At 70.9% G+C, this 17,613-nt stretch carries 17 protein-coding genes; 7 read left to right on the top strand and 10 right to left on the bottom strand.

From position 1 onward, the window contains the following. The first annotated feature begins 148 nt into the window (after positions 1–148). A complete protein-coding gene (locus H180DRAFT_RS27130) occupies positions 149–2,314 on the top strand; it encodes an N-acetylmuramoyl-L-alanine amidase (protein ID WP_254666205.1) in 2,166 nt (721 codons plus the stop codon). Between the two features lie 143 nt (positions 2,315–2,457). On the opposite strand, the gene H180DRAFT_RS27125 is transcribed toward H180DRAFT_RS27130, so the two are convergent. The 6 genes from H180DRAFT_RS27125 to H180DRAFT_RS27105 all read right to left on the bottom strand — a co-directional run bounded on the left by H180DRAFT_RS27125 (position 2,458) and on the right by H180DRAFT_RS27105 (position 6,980). Further along, positions 2,458–2,955: a hypothetical protein gene (locus H180DRAFT_RS27125; RefSeq protein WP_055488785.1), complete on the bottom strand. Its 498-nt coding sequence runs from the start codon at positions 2,953–2,955 to the stop codon at positions 2,458–2,460. Between the two features lie 386 nt (positions 2,956–3,341). Then, a complete protein-coding gene (locus tag H180DRAFT_RS27120) occupies positions 3,342–3,596 on the bottom strand; it encodes a DUF397 domain-containing protein (protein WP_107097783.1) in 255 nt (84 codons plus the stop codon). A 92-nt stretch (positions 3,597–3,688) separates the two neighbouring features. After that, positions 3,689–4,204, bottom strand: coding sequence for a VOC family protein (locus H180DRAFT_RS27115; RefSeq protein ID WP_055488783.1), 516 nt, complete (start codon positions 4,202–4,204; stop codon positions 3,689–3,691). Between the two features lie 89 nt (positions 4,205–4,293). Further along, entirely contained in the window at positions 4,294–4,446 is a 153-nt protein-coding gene (locus H180DRAFT_RS29640) for an alpha/beta fold hydrolase (RefSeq protein ID WP_139151454.1), read from the bottom strand. Positions 4,447–4,516: 70 nt separating this feature from the next. Next, entirely contained in the window at positions 4,517–6,178 is a 1,662-nt protein-coding gene (locus H180DRAFT_RS27110; protein WP_055488782.1) for a phytoene desaturase family protein, read from the bottom strand. Between the two features lie 37 nt (positions 6,179–6,215). Next, positions 6,216–6,980 carry an MgtC/SapB family protein gene (locus H180DRAFT_RS27105; RefSeq protein ID WP_175437837.1) on the bottom strand — a complete coding sequence of 255 codons (765 nt, stop codon included), beginning with the start codon at positions 6,978–6,980 and terminating at the stop codon, positions 6,216–6,218. A gap of 559 nt (positions 6,981–7,539) precedes the next feature. On the opposite strand from H180DRAFT_RS27105, the gene H180DRAFT_RS27100 reads away from it, so the two are divergent. From H180DRAFT_RS27100 to H180DRAFT_RS27075, 6 genes are all read left to right on the top strand, one after another. Next, positions 7,540–8,496, top strand: a complete 957-nt coding sequence (locus H180DRAFT_RS27100) for a hypothetical protein (protein ID WP_175437836.1) — start codon at positions 7,540–7,542, stop codon at positions 8,494–8,496. A gap of 206 nt (positions 8,497–8,702) precedes the next feature. Further along, positions 8,703–10,154 carry an amino acid permease gene (locus H180DRAFT_RS27095; RefSeq protein ID WP_055488780.1) on the top strand — a complete coding sequence of 484 codons (1,452 nt, stop codon included), beginning with the start codon at positions 8,703–8,705 and terminating at the stop codon, positions 10,152–10,154. Between the two features lie 70 nt (positions 10,155–10,224). Beyond that, positions 10,225–11,151: a GNAT family N-acetyltransferase gene (locus H180DRAFT_RS27090; RefSeq protein WP_055488779.1), complete on the top strand. Its 927-nt coding sequence runs from the start codon at positions 10,225–10,227 to the stop codon at positions 11,149–11,151. Between the two features lie 305 nt (positions 11,152–11,456). Then, a complete protein-coding gene (gene dhaK / locus H180DRAFT_RS27085) occupies positions 11,457–12,449 on the top strand; it encodes a dihydroxyacetone kinase subunit DhaK (RefSeq protein ID WP_055488778.1) in 993 nt (330 codons plus the stop codon). A 76-nt stretch (positions 12,450–12,525) separates the two neighbouring features. Beyond that, complete coding sequence (gene dhaL, locus H180DRAFT_RS27080) at positions 12,526–13,158, top strand: dihydroxyacetone kinase subunit DhaL (RefSeq protein ID WP_079100447.1); 633 nt, start codon at positions 12,526–12,528, stop codon at positions 13,156–13,158. Further along, positions 13,151–13,621, top strand: coding sequence for a PTS-dependent dihydroxyacetone kinase phosphotransferase subunit DhaM (locus H180DRAFT_RS27075; protein WP_079100446.1), 471 nt, complete (start codon positions 13,151–13,153; stop codon positions 13,619–13,621). Before dhaL ends, H180DRAFT_RS27075 begins: the two co-directional genes overlap by 8 nt. 21 nt (positions 13,622–13,642) lie before the next feature. On the opposite strand, the gene H180DRAFT_RS27070 is transcribed toward H180DRAFT_RS27075, so the two are convergent. The 4 genes from H180DRAFT_RS27070 to H180DRAFT_RS27055 form a co-directional block, all read right to left on the bottom strand. Then, positions 13,643–14,299, bottom strand: a complete 657-nt coding sequence (locus tag H180DRAFT_RS27070; RefSeq protein ID WP_055488777.1) for a DUF309 domain-containing protein — start codon at positions 14,297–14,299, stop codon at positions 13,643–13,645. A gap of 93 nt (positions 14,300–14,392) precedes the next feature. After that, a complete protein-coding gene (locus tag H180DRAFT_RS27065) occupies positions 14,393–15,631 on the bottom strand; it encodes an NAD(P)/FAD-dependent oxidoreductase (protein ID WP_055488776.1) in 1,239 nt (412 codons plus the stop codon). Positions 15,632–15,730: 99 nt separating this feature from the next. After that, positions 15,731–16,855, bottom strand: a complete 1,125-nt coding sequence (tal, locus tag H180DRAFT_RS27060) for a transaldolase (protein WP_055488775.1) — start codon at positions 16,853–16,855, stop codon at positions 15,731–15,733. A 105-nt stretch (positions 16,856–16,960) separates the two neighbouring features. Further along, positions 16,961–17,443 carry an NUDIX hydrolase gene (locus tag H180DRAFT_RS27055; RefSeq protein ID WP_055488774.1) on the bottom strand — a complete coding sequence of 161 codons (483 nt, stop codon included), beginning with the start codon at positions 17,441–17,443 and terminating at the stop codon, positions 16,961–16,963. Positions 17,444–17,613 lie beyond the last annotated feature (170 nt).

The raw sequence follows: 17,613 nt of genomic DNA, 5'->3' as shown, positions 1-17,613 counted from the left end.
CGGGGGCTCCGGCCCGTATCCGCTCGTCACCTGCGGGGCGTCACCGGTCTGGACAGGTGACGCCCCGCAGCTCGGTGCAGGCACCCCGCGTGCTCCCGAACACACCACGCTGACGTGCGACTTCTCCTCCTCCTGCGGTCATTGACGGATGGTCGGGCAACCGATACCTCTGAGGCCTGCTCGCACTTGCATGCGACGAGCCCCGACCGAGGAGGCCGCATTGCCCGGATCACCCGGAAGTTCTGGTCCCGTTCCCGAAGCTCCCGACCCGCTCAGACGCCTTGCCCGTGGTGCGTTCGGCAAGGGCGCGCCGCGCGCACGCCGCGCGCGTGCCCTGTGGGCCGCCGGCACCGGCGTCGCCGCGGCGGCCCTGCTGCTCCCGCTGGTCTCCGCCGGCCCGTACGCGACGGCGGAGCAGCGCGGCACCTCACGACTCCAGCAGCAGTTCGCGGACGCCGCCGAGGACCACGACGTCCCTGAGAGCGTGCTGCTCGGGGTGTCCTACCTGCAGTCCCGGTGGGACGCTCACGGCGGTGCCCCCAGCGTCTCCGGCGGGTACGGACCGATGCACCTGACGGACGCCCGAACGGCGCTGGCCCGGTCCGCCGCCGCGCACGGCGGCCACTTCGGCTCCGGCTCGGAGGACCCGCGCGGTGACACGGCACGTCCTGCGCTCAAGACCGCCGCGGCCACGGACGGCGACGAGGCCCTGAAGCCCGGCGAGCTGCCGGCCCGGCTTCGCACAGCCGAACGGGCGGCGAAGCTGACGGGCCTGACCCGGAAGGAACTGCGCGAGTCCACGGCCGCGAACCTGCGGGGCGGCGCCGCGCTGCTCGCGGCCGCTCAGAAGAAGCTGGGACGTCCCCTGAGTCCGGACCCGGCGGACTGGTACGGCGCGGTGGCCTCCTTTCCGGCCGCGTCCGAGCGCGGCACCGGCACGGCATTCGCGGACGACGTCTTCGACGTGATGCGCTCGGGCGAGCAGCGCACCACGGACTCGGGCCAGCGGGTGCGGCTCGACGCCGACCCCGCTCTGCGCGCGGACCCCTCACAGGTGGACGGAACCGGGCAGGCGGGGCTGCGCTCCGCCCCCGGGCAGAAGCCCGAATGCCCCCGCAGCGTGTCGTGCGAGTGGCTGCCGGCCCCGTACGAGGAGTACACGGACGACGACGGCAACCCGAACTACGGCAACCACGACAAGGCCCGCAGGCCCGCCTCCGCCTCGGTCGACTACATCGTCGTGCACGACACCGAGGGCAACTGGGACACCGTGATGGACCTGATCCAGGACCCGGAGTACGTGTCCTGGAACTACTCGCTGCGCTCCTCCGACGGGCACATCGCCCAGCACGTACGGGGCAAGGACGCCGCCTGGCATGCGGGGAACTGGTACGTCAACGCCAAGTCGGTGGGCCTGGAGCACGAGGGTTTCCTCACCGATCCCGACGCCTGGTACACCGAGGCGATGTACCGCTCCTCGGCCCGCCTGGTGCGCTACCTCGTGGACAAGTACGACATCCCTCTGGACCGGCAGCACATCCTCGGTCACGACAACGTTCCCGGCGTGACGAGCGCCAACATCCCCGGCATGCACACCGATCCGGGTCCCTACTTCGACTGGCAGCACTACTTCACGCTGCTGGGACGGCCGTTCACGTCGAAGGGCGCACCGGACGGCAAGCTGCTGACCATCAGGCCGGACTACCGCAAGCACCGCCCGGAGTACACCAAGTGCGACGACTCGGGCGACCCCTGCCCGGCACACGGCTCGGGCGCGGTGCGCCTGCACACCGCGCCCGACGCGGACTCGGAGCTGGTCCAGGACATCGGGCTGCACCCCGGCGGGAAGTCCACCACCGGCGTCAACGACACCGGCGCCCGGGCCAGCACGGGACAGCAGTACGCCGTGGCCGGCCGCAAGGGCGACTGGACGGCGATCTGGTACCTCGGGCAGAAGGCCTGGTTCCACAACCCGAAGAAGCAGCCCACGGCGGTTCCCGCCCGGGGCAGGCTGATCGTCCCCGCGGACGGCAAGGACGAGATCCCGGTGTACGGGCGGGCCTACCCGGAGAAGGAGGCCTACCCGGAGGGCATCCCGGCGCAGGAGCTCTCGCCGCTGCCTTACCGGATCAAGGCGGGCCAGGCGTACGCCGCGGGGCTCAAGACGCGCGGTGAGTATCTCTACGCCAAGGAGTTCGACCCGGAGGCCGAGAAGTTCAAGGTGGTGCGCGGCGATCTCACGTACTACCAGATCCAGCTGGGGCACCGCGTCGCATTCGTCAAGGCGGAGGACGTGAAGGTGATCCGCTCCTGACGGATCCGGCTCCGGAAGTGCGGCAGGGGCCCGGCACCGCGGCCGGCACCGGCAAGGTGCCGTCCGGGGCTGCCGGGCCCCTGCCGCGGGCGCGCGGGCTGTTCGGTGCCGGAGGGCTCCGGCCCGTGACGGCCGGGGGCGGGTCAGTGCTGGAACATCTCGGCCGGCAGCGGCTTCAGCAGCGCGTAGAGGTCGTTGGTGATGGGACGGTCCCAGCTCGCGATGGTCACGAGCACCCCGTCGCTGCGGTCGAACTGCACGCACGAGACGCGCTCCTCGGAGCACTTCACGCGGCGCACGATCAGCAGGTTGTCCTCGTGCATCACCGGATCGTCCTCGACCCCGGTGACTTCGATCGCCTCGTCGTTCTCCAGCGCCGCCATCAGCTGCGCCACCTCGAAGGGCACCTGGCTGCCGGTGACCTCGCGGGCCGGTGAGCCCTCCGGCAGGTTGCCGATGATCATCGCCGGGCCGCGGCCGCCGAACAGGTCGTAGCGCAGGAAGACGCCCTGGCAGGTGCCGTCAGGTGCGGGCAGCAGGCCCGCACCGAGATTGCCGGGCCAGTCGGTCGGGTCCATGGCCAGGACATCGAAGTCCGGACCTGCGGGCACGGACGCGCTGCGACGGCGGAGGAAGGACATGCGGACATGGTACGTCCCACGGCGTGCCTCTCCCCGGGGGCGTCTCATCATGGTCACGGACCTGTCACTGCCACCGATCCGGAGCCTGTGAGCCGTACCGTCACCTGACCCGGAAGCAGGCGGTTCCGGGCCGGCCGCTTTGGAGGTACGGGAGGTCACCATGACGGTGCAGGCGGCGCAGGCTGCGGCCCGTGGGCCTGCCGTCCGCGCCGGCGCCCGTGCGCTCCGGCGGGGTGCCTCCGCGGCCGGCCGGTGGACAAGCACCCGCGTCCGGGAGCCCGTCCACTGCGGCGCAGCGGCTAACGGCGACCGGTGGCTCACGGGCAACGCTGTGAGCGTGAACTGCCGCAGCGCGCACAGGCGTTGGGCTTCGCCGCAGCAGGGTGTCAGGTGAGGTCGAAGCGTCCGTCGCGCGCACCGAGCACGAACGCGTTCCACTCCCCCGGCGAGAAGATGACCGCCGGGATCTCGGGTGTGCGGCCGTTGCGCATCGCGATGTAGCCCTCCACGAAGGCGATCTCGACGCCGCCCATCTGCTGGGTGCCCGACTGCCAGCGGGCGTTGGTGAGATCGAGGTCCGGCCTTGTCGCGGTGCTGGTGGTGGTGCGCTCGGCCACGTGCGCTCCTCCTGTTTCTCTCATCGGAAGGGGCTTCAGCGTAACGAGCGGCGAGGGGCAGCGGACAGAGCTGTGCCGATGTGGATTCGGGCCGGCGGCCGGTCGCAGGGGCGTCCTCAGACGATCTTCTTGCCGTTGAAGACCCCGAGCCGCTCCCGGTACAGCTCGACGGGCACGCCGTTGGGGTCCTTCAAGTACAGGCTCTCCTCCACTCCGCGGTCCGGACCGGCGTACTCGATGCCCGCGGAGTCGAGGGCGCTGCGGGCCGCGGAGTGGGCTTCGTCCGTCATCGACAGCGCCAGGTGCTGTACACCGCCGACGGTCTCGGCGAACTCCGGGTGGTCGTGGCCGGGGAAGTCGAAGAAGCCGAGCAGGTTGCCGTTGCCGATGTCGAAGAAGAAGTGCGTGGAGCCCTTGTAGTCGCGGTTCTCGACGAGTTCGACGAGGGGGAAGCCCAGCAGGTCCTGGTAGAAGCGGATGGTCTCCTCCACGTCCCGGCAGATGAAGGCGACGTGGTGGACGCCGGCGGCTGTGGTGGCGGGCCGGCCGGGGGCGGCGCGCAGATAGCGTTCCCGCAGGGTCTCCCGCCGGGTACGCAGTTCCTCCAGTGCCGATCCCTCGGGCTCAGCCATCACGGACCTCCCTGCAGAAGTGATTTGCTCTTCAACAATCACTCTAGAGGTGTGGGTACCGCTTTGCGAGCCGCCACGGGCACGGGTGGTCACCGTGCCGGGGCGCCGCCCGCCAGGAACGTCTGCACGGCCGCGGCGAATTCCTTGGGACGCTGCTCGTGCACCATGTGCCCGCCGTCCTCGACGGTGACGAACGTGCCGAGCGGGATGCGCTCGGCCACGGCCTCCATGTCCTTCTGCAAGCGTGGCAGACGACGCCGGGCAGAAACCGGCGACCGGCGGCCCGGCCCGGCGGCGCCCGGGTCGGAGCACTCACCGCACCTGCGCCGCCACCCGGCCGCCCTCGGCTTCCAGCACCGCCATCGCGGCGTTGTGCCCGCCGATGCCACTGACACCGCCACCGCGTACCGAACCGGCGCCGCACAGAAGCACGTTGGGGTGCGCCGTCTCCACCCCCCAGCGTCCACCGCCCTCTTCGGCGGCCCAGGGGAAGGAGAGGTCCCCGTGGAAGATGTGGCCGCCCGGCAGCCGCAGTTCGCCTTCGAGATCCCGGGGAGTCTTCGCCTCGATGCACGGCCTGCCGTCGGCGTCGTGTGCGAGGCAGTCGCCGACGGGCTCCGCCAGGTGACGGTCGAGTTCGGCGAGCGTACGGGCAAGAGCCGCGTCACGCAGGGCGTCCCGCTCGGAGGCGCTCCCGGCCTCGAAGCACTCGGCGGGAGTGAGCAGCCCGAACAGGGTGAGCGTCTGGAAGCCTTCAGCGGCCAGTTCCGGGGCCAGGATGCTCGGATCGGTGAGTGAGTGGCAGTACAGCTCGGAGGGAGGCGCCCCCGGCAGCTCTCCCGCCGCCGCCTGCCGGTGGGCCTCGGCCAGCTGTTCGTACCCCTCCGCGACATGGAAGGTGCCCGAGAAGGCCTCCCGCGCGTCGACGGCGGTGTCCTTCAGGCCGGGAAGGCGCCGCAGCAGCATGTTGACCTTCAACTGCGAGCCGCTGACGGGGCTTTCACCGCGCCGCCCGGCCCCGGACGCCGCCCCCTGCTCCCCGCCGAGCATCTGCGACAGCGCCTGTGGTGAGGCGTTGACCAGGACGCGGCGGGCCGCCACCGTGCCCTCCCCCTCGTCGGTGCGGTAGCGCACCTCGGCGGTGGTGCCGTCGGTGTCGATGCGCTGCACCGTGTGCCCGGTACGGATCCGGGCACCGGCGGAGCGTGCGGCGTCGGCGAGGGCGTCGGTGAGCGCACCCATGCCGCCGACGGGCACGTCCCAGTCGCCGGTGCCGCCCCCGATGACGTGGTAAAGGAAGCAGCGGTTCTGCAGCAGAGACGGGTCGTGCGCATGGCTGAAGGTGCCGATGAGCCCGTCGGTCAGCACGACGCCCCGGACCAGGTCGTCGGTGAAGTACTCCTCGACGGCCTCGCCGAGCGGGCGCTCGAACAGCGCCTCCCACGTGTCGTCCTCGCCGATCCGCCTCTTCAACTCCTCGCGGGTGGGGAGCGGTTCGGTGAGGGTGGGAAAGACCTTCTGGGCGACTCGCTGCGTCATGGTGTAGAAGCGCTCCCACGCCTCGAACTCCCTCTCCCCTCCGGTGAGCCGGGCGAAGGACTCCCGGGTGCGGGCCGTGCCGTCGCCGACGAAGAGCCCCGTGGGCCGCCCGTCGCGCACGGTCGGCGTGTAGGAGGAGACGCCGCGCTTGCGTACGGCGAAGCGCAGCCCGAGGTCGTCGATGATCCGCTGCGGCAGCAGACTCACCAGGTACGAGTAGCGCGAGAGCCGGGCGTCGACCCCCCGGAAGGTCTGCTCGGAGACGGCGGCTCCGCCGGTACGGCCCAGGCGTTCGAGCAGCAGGACACTCTGGCCGGCGCGTGCGAGATACGCGGCGGCGACGAGACCGTTGTGGCCTCCGCCGACGATGACGGCATCGTATGCGGAGGAGTCGTCGGAGGCGTTCGGCGATGTGGCGCGGGAGGCGGCAGGCATGCCTCTTCGTAGCATGTCCCGGGCCGAGGCCACACGTTCATTCCCCCGGATCGGAGTCCGTCGTCACCTCCATGCCCAGCACTCCCGCGGTGTGGAACATCTCCGACGCCAGCGTCCGCACGTCCGCCTTGCCCTCCAGCCGGAGAGCCACCCGTGCGGTCTCCCGCGCGTGTGCACGTTCCGCCTCGGAGACCTCCTCGAACCGCGGCAGCCTCTCCACACTGACGCCGAGGATATGGAACCCCCGGTTCGTGCACATCTCCATCAGGCGGGGCAGCAGGGCCTCTCCGGTGCGGTAGCGCAGCCGGACCGTGGACTCCGTGAGTCCCGGCCCCGTGGAGAGCCGCGCGGCAACGAGCGGGTAGCCGCGGATGACGAGGAAGTGCAGCGCGGTCGTCACCGCCGCCAGCACGCCGAGGCCGCCGCCGCAGGCCATGCCCACGGCACAGGTGAGCCAGACCGTCGCAGCGGTGGTGAGGCCGCGCACGGCGTCGCGGCGCACGAAGATCAGCCCGCCGCCGATGAACCCGATGCCGGTGATGATCTGCGAGGCGACGCGGGAGGGGTCGAAGGAGACGTCCTCGGCACCCAGCACGCTGCTGAAGCCGAACTGGGAGATCTGCATCATCAGGGCGCTCGCGATGCCGACCAGCGCGTGTGTGCGCAGTCCGGCGCTCTTCTGACGCGAGCCCCGTTCCCAGCCGATGAGCGTGGAGAGGACCAGCGCCAGGCCCAACTCACCGAGCTGGGACCAGCCCTGATGGTTGTGCACGTCCCACAGTGGAGCAGCCAGCCCCATCACGCGCCTCCTCCTGCTCCGATTGGCCCGGAAAATACCAGGAAGTGCGTCTTCTCCGGCTCCCCCGACACAGGGAGGGATCCGGCCCCGGGGAAGGCGGTCACCCGCGTGCGGGGCTCACGCACCCGACTTCCGTGGCATGCACACCAGTTGACTTTTCAACCGCATGCCATTCCTGTGCGATTTCTTCGAACAGGCGGTCCGGGTACGCCACTTGAAGAAGGGATCCACCTCCCGCGGTCCGGCGGACGCGCCGTGCAGCATCCGAGGCGCGCAGGGCTCAGGATGAGCAACTCCGCTCGGCGCAAAAGGTGACGGGACGGACCGGCATGCGCTCAGCACATGCCCGGCCCGCCGCCACTACGGGAAATCCGGTGCGGAACGGACAGAAGAAGTGACTCCCCGGCCGGGAGCGATGAGGAATAGTGGTTCCGGTCACTCATGACGCTGAGTAGGGTGTGCGTTGCTGCCGGGTACCGGACTCGTGCCGGTCGAATTCGGCGTGCCCGAATCGCGCATATCGGGACGGCACCGGCAGGAACAGCAGATTCGGCAGGAGAGCATGACCGCTGGCTTTTTCGAGGGGCAGTACATATGGCACCCCGCGGCCGATGACCGTCAGCTGGCGCGGGCATGCGTGGATGTGCGGGCGGGCCGCTACCTCAGCTCGAACGAGGTACTGAGGGACGCACGTCGCAACTTCGGTCTGCGCGCCCACCGTTCACTCGTTCTCGCCTCCGAGGCATGCGACTCCGACCTCGCGGAACGCTGGCTCGCCGAGGAGCCCGGCAGGGAGGCGGCGCTGCTGTGGGCCCGGGTCTCCTCGCTGCGCGCGCTGCGCGCGGCCGACGCCGAGGACCGCCACGCCGGTGACCTCGGCCGCATCGCCTTCGCCGCGTGCCAGCGGGCGGCGCTGATGGCCCCCCGAGACCCCACGCCGTGGGTGGCCCAGCTCTCACTCGCCCGTCTCCAGCGCCCCCGGGACCCCGCACCGCAAGGACTGCTGACCTCACCGGAGGGCCCCTGGTCGCTCTTCTCCCACATCGTGCGGCTCGATCCGTGGCACAGGGAGGCCCATCACCGGCTGCTGTCCTTCTTCTTCGCCCGCAACGGCGGATCGGGCAAGGCCGCATGGGACGTTGCCGCCTTTCTCGGCCAACGGGCCCCGGCGTCCTCGGCGTTGAGGCTGCTGCCGCTGGTGGCCCTGATCGAGGAGCACGACCCCGACTCGCTCCTGGCCGGCCGCACATGGCAACAGCCCCAGTGGAAGGCCACGGCGCTGGGGGCGTACCGGAACTGGCTGCCCGAGGTGACGGGTTACGAGTTCACGCCCGTACTGGACCTGGCCTACCTGGCACACGCACTTGTCATGGCGGACTGCGAGTTCGAGGCCCGCGCCGTCTTCGCGGCGATGGGGCCCTACGCCTCACGGATGCCGTGGAGCGCCTTCGGCGATCCCGAGGAGCAGCTCTGCAAGGCACGTCTCGCCTGCGGGCTCCCCGTACCGGGCTCGCGCTGAGATGACCCGTCCCGCCGCCCCGCCTCCGCCGGGGCCCGCCCCCGAACCGGGCGTCCGCGCACGACCGGCACCGGTCGCCGCGACGTCTTTTCCCGCATTCCGCACAAGAAAGGCCGACCGTGCCCGATTCCGCCTTCGCAGGCCGCACGAGAATACGTCAGCGCGAAGCGCCTGCAACCCTGGACGATGACGCCACTCTGCATGCGATGGGTTATCCGCGGAAACTGACGCGCCGGTTCCGCGCGTTCGACAATTTCGCGATCTCTTTCACCATCATCAACGTCATCTCCGGGATCTTCTCCTCGTTCGGTTTCGGAATGAATGCGGGCGGCCCGCTGGTCCTGGTATTCGGCTGGATCGGCGTCTCGATGATGGTTCTTTTCATCGGAGCGTCGATGGGAGAGGTCGCGTCGGCCTATCCGACGAGCGGCGCGCTGTATTTCTCCGCGGGAAAGCTCGCAAAGAAGAACAAGGGCGCATGGTCCTGGTACACGGGCTGGCTGAACTTCGTCGGACAGGTGGGAGGCACGGCGGCGACGGGCTACGCGGCAGCCACTTTCATCCAGGCGTTCCTGGCGATGCAGTGGCCTTCCTACGAGGTCACAGGGCAGCGCACCGTTCTCATCACCGCGGTGATCCTTCTGCTCCAGGGCCTGGCCAACACCTACACGGTGCAACTCGTCGCCGTACTCAACCGCGTCTCGGTGTGGTGGCTGCTCACCGGAACGGTGGTGATCGTCACCGCACTGACAGTGATGCCCGAGCACCATCAGTCCGCGTCCTTCGTGACGCACTTCGCCAACAACACCGGTTTCACGAGCGCCCTTTACGGCGGCATGCTCGGCCTGCTCGTGACGAGCTGGACCTTCACCGGCTTCGACGGCAGTTTCCACATGTCCGAAGAGACGGTGCAGGCGACGGTGAACACGCCGCGTGGCATCATGCGTGCCATCGGTTACTCCGCGATCACAGGTTTCGTCCTCATGCTGGCGCTCGTCTTCGCGATCCGCGACTACGGCAAGGAGGCCGCCGCGGACGCCCCGCCCGTGCAGATTCTCCTGGACTCGGTCGGCACGGGCGCGGCCAGGCTTCTGCTGCTCATCGTGATCGGCGCAATGCTCTTTTGCGGTCTGGCCAACATGACCAGCAACACGCGGCAGATCTTCGCCTTTTCACGTGACGGCGCGATGCCCGGCTCCCGCTGGTGGCACTCGGTCTCGCCGCGTACCCGCACGCCCGTGAAGGCCGTGTGGCTCGCCGCGGCGTGCTCCCTGGTCCTGGTCGTCCCGGGCTGGTGGTCGAAGACGGCGTTCACCGCGATCGTCAGCGTCAACGTCGTCGGACTCTTCCTCGCCTACGCGGTGCCCATCTACCTCCGGCTGCGCCTGAGCGACTTCCAGCCCGGTCCGTGGCACCTGGGGCGCTGGGGCAAGCCGGTGGGGATCGTCGCGGTGGCGTGGATCCTCGTCAGCAACGTCCTGTTCATGCTGCCGCACGCCTCCCCGATCACCGCGACGACGTTCAACTACGCCCCGATCGCACTGGCCGTGGTCCTGATCATCGCGACGGTGTGGTGGTTCGCCACCGCCCGCAGGCGCTTCCAGGGCCCCGTCAGCTACGGCCGTCCCGACGAAGTGGCGGCCATGGACCTGATCTGACGCAGCGCCGGCGGGCCGTGCGGTGCCGGTCCGCCGCCGCGACCTTCCAAGGAAAGGACGGACACACGGCATGGAACCTCTCGGGGACGACGCCGCCCATCAACCCTCCGCAGCCGGGACCGCCGGAGCCGGCCCGCTCCACGGCGGCCACGCCGCCGGACTCGGCGTCACGCGCGCCTCGGCCGAGGAATGGCTCCAGGTCGAGGAATGGGCGGCCGAGGAACAGTGGAACCCGGGCCTGGGCGACACGGCCTGCTTCCATCCGACGGACCCGGACGGGTTCTTCCTGGGGCGCCAGGACGGCAGGCCCGTCTCGGCCGTCTCCGTCGTCAACTACTCCGACGAATACGCCTTCCTCGGCTATTACCTGGTCCATCCCGCGCTGCGGGGCAAGGGGATCGGCATGGCCACCTGGCAGGCGGCCGTGCCGCACGCCGACGGCAGGACCATCGGCCTCGACGCGGTCCCCGCCCAGGAGGAGACCTACCGGCGTTCGGGCTTCGCCGCTGCCTACCGCACGGGCCGCTACGGCGGGCGTCCCGCTTCCCCGGGCGTCCCCTCGCCCTCCGTGGAGCCAGTGACGGAGGATCACCTCAAGGCGATCGCCGCATACGACGAAACCTGCTTCCCCGCGCCCCGCAAGGCGTTCCTCGGCCGGTGGCTGAGCGCGCCGGGGCACCGCGCGCACGTCTGCGTACGTAACGGCGAGCCGGCCGGTTACGGCGTGATCCGGCAGGCCAGGAACGGCCACCGCATCGGGCCGCTCTTCGCCGACACCCCGCAGATCGCCGAGGCCGTCTTCGACACGCTCATCGCACACCTCGGCCCGGAGGACGAGGTGCACATCGACATCCCGGAGACTCACGCAGCGGCCGTCGGCCTGGCCACGAGCCGTGGACTGGAACTCGGCTCCGAGACGGTCCGCATGTACAAGGGCGACCCGCCCGGCACGCGCGCGGAGCGCGTCTTCGGCGTCACGAGTCTCGAACTCGGCTGACGGCTGCGGCGCTTCCGGATCCGTGCCACGCGAGGAGACGCGCGAGGAGACCCGCCGCAGCACCGGCGGGGACCACCGCGGCGGCCTCTCCGTGCGGCAGTCTGTAGGTGTGCGGCCGCTCCGGGTCCTGGCCCGGCGCACGGGGACCTCCTGACCGGACGTCAGGACGGGTTCCGGTCACGGCGCCCGTCCCGGCGGGCCCGTTGCCCGCACCCGGGACGGGCGGACGACGCGGTCGCGCTTCCGGCTCCCACCTGTAGTAATACTGGCCAGTGGAACAGTGTTCCGCTCACTCGGAGGTATCAATGAAGATGCTGATCAATGTGCCGGAGAGCGTCGTCGCCGACGCCCTCCGGGGGATCGCCGCCGCGCATCCCGAGCTGACGGTCGACGTGGAGAACCGCGTCGTGGTGCGGCGTGACGCCCCGGTGGCCGACAAGGTGGGCCTGGTCTCCGGAGGAGGCTCCGGCCACGAGCCGCTGCACAACGGCTTCGTCGGGAGGGGCATGCTGGACGCGGCCTGCCCCGGCGCCGTCTTCACCTCCCCGGTTCCCGACCAGATGACGCGGGCCGCCGCTGCCGTCGACAGCGGCAAGGGCGTCCTGTTCGTCGTGAAGAACTACACGGGCGACGTCCTCAACTTCGACATGGCCGCCGAGCTGGCCGAGGACGAGGGCATCCAGGTGGGCAAGGTCCTCGTCGAGGACGATGTCGCCGTCACCGACAGCGAGTTCACCGCAGGACGCCGGGGCACCGGCGCGACGTTCTTCGTCGAGAAGGTCGCCGGAGCCCTCGCGGAGGAGGGCGCGCCGCTGGAACGTGTCGAGGCGATCGCCCGTCAGGTCGCCGGCTCCTCCCGCAGCTTCGGGGTGGCACTCGCCCCCTGCACGACACCCGCGAAGGGCAGCCCCACCTTCGACCTGCCCGCCGGCGAACTGGAACTGGGCATCGGCATCCACGGAGAATCCGGCCGTGAGCGCCGCCCGATGATGACCTCCGGCGAGATCGCCGACTTCGCCGTGGACGCCGTCCTCAGCGACCTGGAGCCGGACGGTCCCGTGCTCGTCCTCGTCAACGGCATGGGCGCCACCCCCCTGCTGGAGCTGTACGGCTTCTGCGCCGAGGTGCGGCGCGTCCTGGACGAGCGCCGGGTGCCGGTCGCCCGCACCCTCGTCGGCAACTACGTGACCTCGCTGGACATGGCGGGAGCATCGGTGACACTGTGCCGGGCCGACGAGGAGATCCTGCGGCTGTACGACGCGCCGGTGAACACGCCGGGACTGCGCTGGGGTTGCTGAGGATGCGTCACGAGCACCGGGCGGGGCCGCGGTCGCCGTTCCGGGAACGGCACCCGGTCCTGGAGAGGGAGTTGTCTTGACCGAACTGACCGATGAGCTGGACGCCGATATCGCCTTCCGCTGGCTGACCGCCGCCGCCGCTGCCGTGGAACGGGACGCGGACATGCTCACCGAACTCGACTCGGCCATCGGGGACGCGGACCACGGCACCAATCTGCAGCGCGGATTCGCCGCTGTCGTGACCGCTCTCGGCAAGGATTCACCCTCGGCGCCCGGGGCCGTACTGGTGCTCGCGGGGCGTCAGTTGGTCTCCAGCGTCGGAGGCGCGTCCGGTCCGCTGTACGGGACGCTGCTGCGCCGCACGGGAAAGGCCCTCGGCGACGCGGAGCGGGTGACGGGCGATCAGCTGGCCGAGGCGCTGCGCGTCGGTGTCGACGCCGTGGCGCAGCTGGGCGGTGCCGCCCTGGGGGACAAGACGATGCTGGACGCGCTCTATCCCGGCGTGGAGGCCCTGACCGCGGGCGGACCGCACCCCTACGGCGCGGCGCGCACCGCCGCCGGTGAAGGCGCACTGGCGACTGTGCCGATGCGGGCGCGCAAGGGCCGGGCGAGCTACCTGGGCGAGAGAAGCGTGGGGCACAAGGACCCGGGCGCGACCTCCTCGGCGCTGCTCTTCGCGGCGCTGGCCGAGGCGGTCGCCGATGAGTGAGCAGCACGGGGCCTCCCCCGCCGGCGGGGAGGCTCCGGCCCGGGCCGCGACGGGGAGGACCGGGCCGAAGGTCGGGATCGTCCTGGTCTCGCACAGCAAGGAGGTCGCCGACTCCGTCGCACGCCTGACCGTCGGGCTCGCCGCCGGGGACGACAGCCCGCCTGTGGAGGGCGCGGGCGGCGGACCGGACGGCTCCCTGGGCACCAGCGCGGAACTCATCAGCGAGGCTGCCCACAGGGTCGACACGGGGGCCGGAGTGGCCATCCTCGTCGACCTCGGCAGCGCCGTGCTGACGGTGAAGGCACTGCTGGCCGAGGGAGACGAACTGCCGGAGACCGCCCAGCTGGTGGACGCCCCGCTCGTCGAGGGGGCGATCGCCGCGGTGGTCGCCGCCGCGGGCGGTGCGGACCTGGCGGCGGTGGCGGCGGCCGCCGAGGAGGCCTACCACTTCCGGAAGGTGTGAGCGGCCGTTCCGCGGGCCGGCTCAGCCCTGCCTGCGGAGGCCGGGAGCCGCCGGCTCCCCGGCCGCCTTTCCGTCCGCGTCCGGCCGGCCCGTCTCCTCCGCGCCCTCGGCGGTGGCGCGCGCCCAGTCCGCGAGTCCTGCCACGTCGATGCCGTGAGGGGGAGAACTCCCGTACGGCTCGATGCCCTCGGCTCCCCGCAGCAGCAGCCGTGCGCCGCCCTTGGTGTTCCCGCGGGCGAGGTGGGTGATCCCGACGGCGAGCTGCGCCAGGCCCTTCCACAGTGGCGCTTCCGCCTCGGGTGCGCTCTTCCAGGCGTCCTCCAGCACTTCGTGTGCGTGGAAGGGCATGCCGTCGTCGAGCAGCCGCTGAGCTTCCTCCAGCGTCCGCTCCGGGGTACGCACGACGCCCTCGGGCGCGCGCGGGACGCCCTGCTCGCCGTGCGGAAGGGGCCGGCCCAGCCCGTCGCGCGGCCGCGCGTTGCGGGCCTTGCCCTCGGAGTCACGGTCGCGCCGGCGTGAACCGCGTCCGGAGGCGGCGGTACGGGTTCCCCGCGGGTCGTGGCCGCAGTGTTCGCAGCCGGGACGCGAGGAGTCCTCCCTGACCCGGCCGCACTCCTCGCACACCTGGTTGAGCCAGCATGCCGCCTCGCCGCCCTGCTGCTCTTGGCTCTCCTGCACGTGATGCTCTCTCCCTCGCTGACCATGTGCACGCTGCTCACCGGCGTCCGCCGCCCCGCACCCGGGGGTCGCCGCCCTCCTCGTCGCCGGTGGTCAGCCTTCCGCGAAGACCTCGGTCAGGGGAACGCCCACATCGGCGAGCTTCGCCACTTCGACGGGCAGACCGGACGTCACGAGGGTACGGATCGGGTCGGTGACCTCCCAGACGTTGACGTTCATCCCGGCCAGTACCCGGCGCTCCCTGAGCCAGAACGCGATGAATTCGCGGCGGGCGGTGCTTCCTCTGAAGACGACCTGGTCGTATCCGCCCGGTCCGGTATGGCCCGTGTACTCCATGCCGAGGTCGTACTGGTCGGTGAAGAAGTACGGGAGCCTGCCGTAGCTCACGTCCTCACCGAGCATCGATCTGGCAGCCGTGGCGGGCTGGTGGAGTGCGTTGGCCCAGTGCTCGACGCGGATGTGCCTGCCGAGCAGCGGGTGGAGGGCGCATGCGACGTCGCCGGCGGCCCAGATGTCCGGGTGCGAGCTGCGCAGGGCGGCGTCGACGCGGATGCCGTCCTCCACGTCGAGCCCGGCCTGTACGGCGAGGCCGGTGTCGGGTGTGATGCCGACGCCGACGATCACGGCGTCGGCCTCGATCCGCTCGCCGCCCCGCAGCCGCACGCCGCTGACGTGGCCGTCCTCGCCGGTGATCTCCGTGACGTGTGTGCCGCAGCGCAGATCCACGCCGTGCTCGGTGTGCAGACCGGCGAAGACCTCGGCGGCTTCCCGGCCCAGAACACCGAGCAGGGGCAGTTCCGCCGCCTCCACCAGTGTGACCTGCACGTCTGCCGAGCGGGCGGCGGCGGTGGTCTCCAGTCCGATCCAGCCACCGCCGATGACGACGATCCGGGAAGCGGTGCGGAAGGTCTCCTTCAGGCGGTCGCTGTCGGCCAGCCGCCGCAGGTAGTGCACGCCGTCGAGGTTCTCGCCCGGCACGGGCAGCCTGCGCGGCGAGGAGCCGGTGGCCAGCAGCAACTTCGCGAACGGGAGGGAGCTGCCGTCCGCGAGAGTCACCGCGTGGCCACCGGGGTCGAGGGACGTCACGGGGACGCCGAGCCGCAACTCGACGCCGTTGTCCTCGTACCAGTCGCGGGAGTGTACGTAGACGTCCTCACGGGGCGATGCGCCCTGGAGGTACTCCTTCGACAGCGGCGGACGTTCGTAGGGACGCTCGTGCTCGTCGCCCACCAGGACCAGCGGCCCGTCGAATCCCCGTTCGCGCAGCGCTTCAGCGGCCTTGGCGCCGGCAAGTCCGGCTCCGACGATCACGAAGGGGGAGTTCACGGCCATGTTCTGCTCCTCGGTGACGATCGGGCGCTGCGGCAGGGAACCCCTCGGCGCGGGTCGGTTTCCCCGGTCCGGCGGCGCTGCCGGCGCTGCGAAGGGGTGTCAGGCGCGCCGGCCCTTCGAGGACGCGGTGCGCAGTTCCTTCTCCACCGTGCCGAAAACGTCCCGCCAGGAGTCCGAGAACTTCCTTATGCCATCTTCCTCAAGAGTCGCCACGACGTCGTGATAGGAGACACCGGCCACGTCGAGGTCGTCGAGGATCTGCTGGGACTCCGCGTACGTGCCGTGGACGGTGTCGCCTCTGAGCTCCCCGTGGTCCTCGACCGCGCGGAGGGTCGCCTCGGGCATGGTGCTCACGATGTCCGGTGCGACGAGTTCCACGACGTAACGGGTGTCGTCGAAGGCCGGGTCCTTCACGCCGGTGGAGGCCCACAGCGGACGCTGGGGCCGCATTCCGTCCGCTTCCAGTGCCCGCCAGCGGTCGCCGGCACGGGCCTTCTCGAACTGCCGGTAGGCGAGCCGCGCGTTGGCGATGGCTGCGCGGCCGCGCAGCGTCCGCGCCTGTGAACTGCCGATCTTGTCCAGGCGGTTGTCGGTCTCGGTGTCGACCCGGCTGACGAAGAAGGACGCCACCGATGCGATGGAGGACAGGTCGCGACCGGCGGCCCGCGCCCCTTCCATTCCGGCGAGGAAGGCGGAGATCACCTCGTCGTAGCGGTCGAGGGAGAAGATCAGGGTCACGTTGACGCTGATGCCCTCGGCGAGGGCCGCGCTGATGGCTCCCAGCCCCTGGCGGGTGGCGGGAAACTTCACGAAGAGGTTCGGCCGGTCCACCAGCCACCACAGATCCCGCGTCTCCGCGAGGGTCGCCATGGTGTCGCGGGCCAGTTGCGGCGCCACCTCGATCGAGACGCGTCCGTCCACGCCGTGGGTGGCCTCATGGACGCCGCGCAGGGCGTCACAGGCCCAGCGCACGTCGTAGGCGGTCAGCAGCCGGGCCGCCTCGGCGACGCCGACGCCCCGCCGGGCGAGATCGGTGATCTGCGCGTCGTAGTGGAGCCCGGAGCCGATCGCCTTGTCGAAGATCGTCGGATTGCTGGTGATGCCCACGACGCCCTGCTCGTTCACCAGCCGGGAAAGCCCGCCGCTCACGAGGCGCTCACGGCTCAGATCGTCCAGCCAGGGAGCCACGCCTTCGCCCGCGAGCCGTTCCAGGGTGCCGGTCATGCTCGTCTCCTCGGGTCGTCTCCCCCGAGCAGCCCTCCACTCCAACGTAACGCCGGGCCTCGGCCCCCGACGGCCCGTGACCGGGGGCACGGCGCCCGGCCCCGGTCAGCTCCGGCCGATCCCCTCGAACCACGTGGGGCCGTCGCCCGCGGCCTGTTTGATGCGGCTGACGACGGCCTCGCTCATGGGCGGCAGCGCGTCCAGCCCGAACCAGCCCACCTCCAGCGACTCCTCGTCGTTGACCCGGGCCTCTCCCCCGGTGGCGCGGCACCGGAAGGAGATGTCCATGAACTGGCAGACGTCGCCGTTGGGGTAGGTGACAGGTTCCTCCAACGCCTGCACCGCGACCACTCGTTCGGCGACGCACCGCACGGCCGTCTCCTCCTCGACCTCACGCCGGGCCGCCGCCGCAGGCTGCTCACCCGGTTCGGGGATGCCGCCGATGATCGACCAGTCCCCGGTGTCGGCCCGCCTTCCCAGCAGCACACGCCCCTCGTCGTCGAACACGACGGCGCTCACGCCCGGCAGGTAGAGCAGTTGATGGCCTGCGGCGGCGCGGACTCTGCGGATGAATTCGGGTGTCGCCATGATCCCGAGCGTATCGGGTCGGGGTGTGCCGTCGCCCCGTCACCGTTCACCGGAGGAACATCACTCGGGTACGGGATATCCACAATTCCCGTCTCACGCATTACCGTTGAGCCGCGAAGTCGCAGCCCGCGCCGCAGCCGACCGGCCGGCGGTACGGGCCGCGCCGGTTT

This window comes from Streptomyces sp. WMMB 322, assembly GCF_900090145.1.
Lineage (GTDB): Bacteria > Actinomycetota > Actinomycetes > Streptomycetales > Streptomycetaceae > Streptomyces.
Note: the sequence above shows the minus strand (reverse complement) of the source record. Positions and strands in the feature narration are given on the sequence as shown.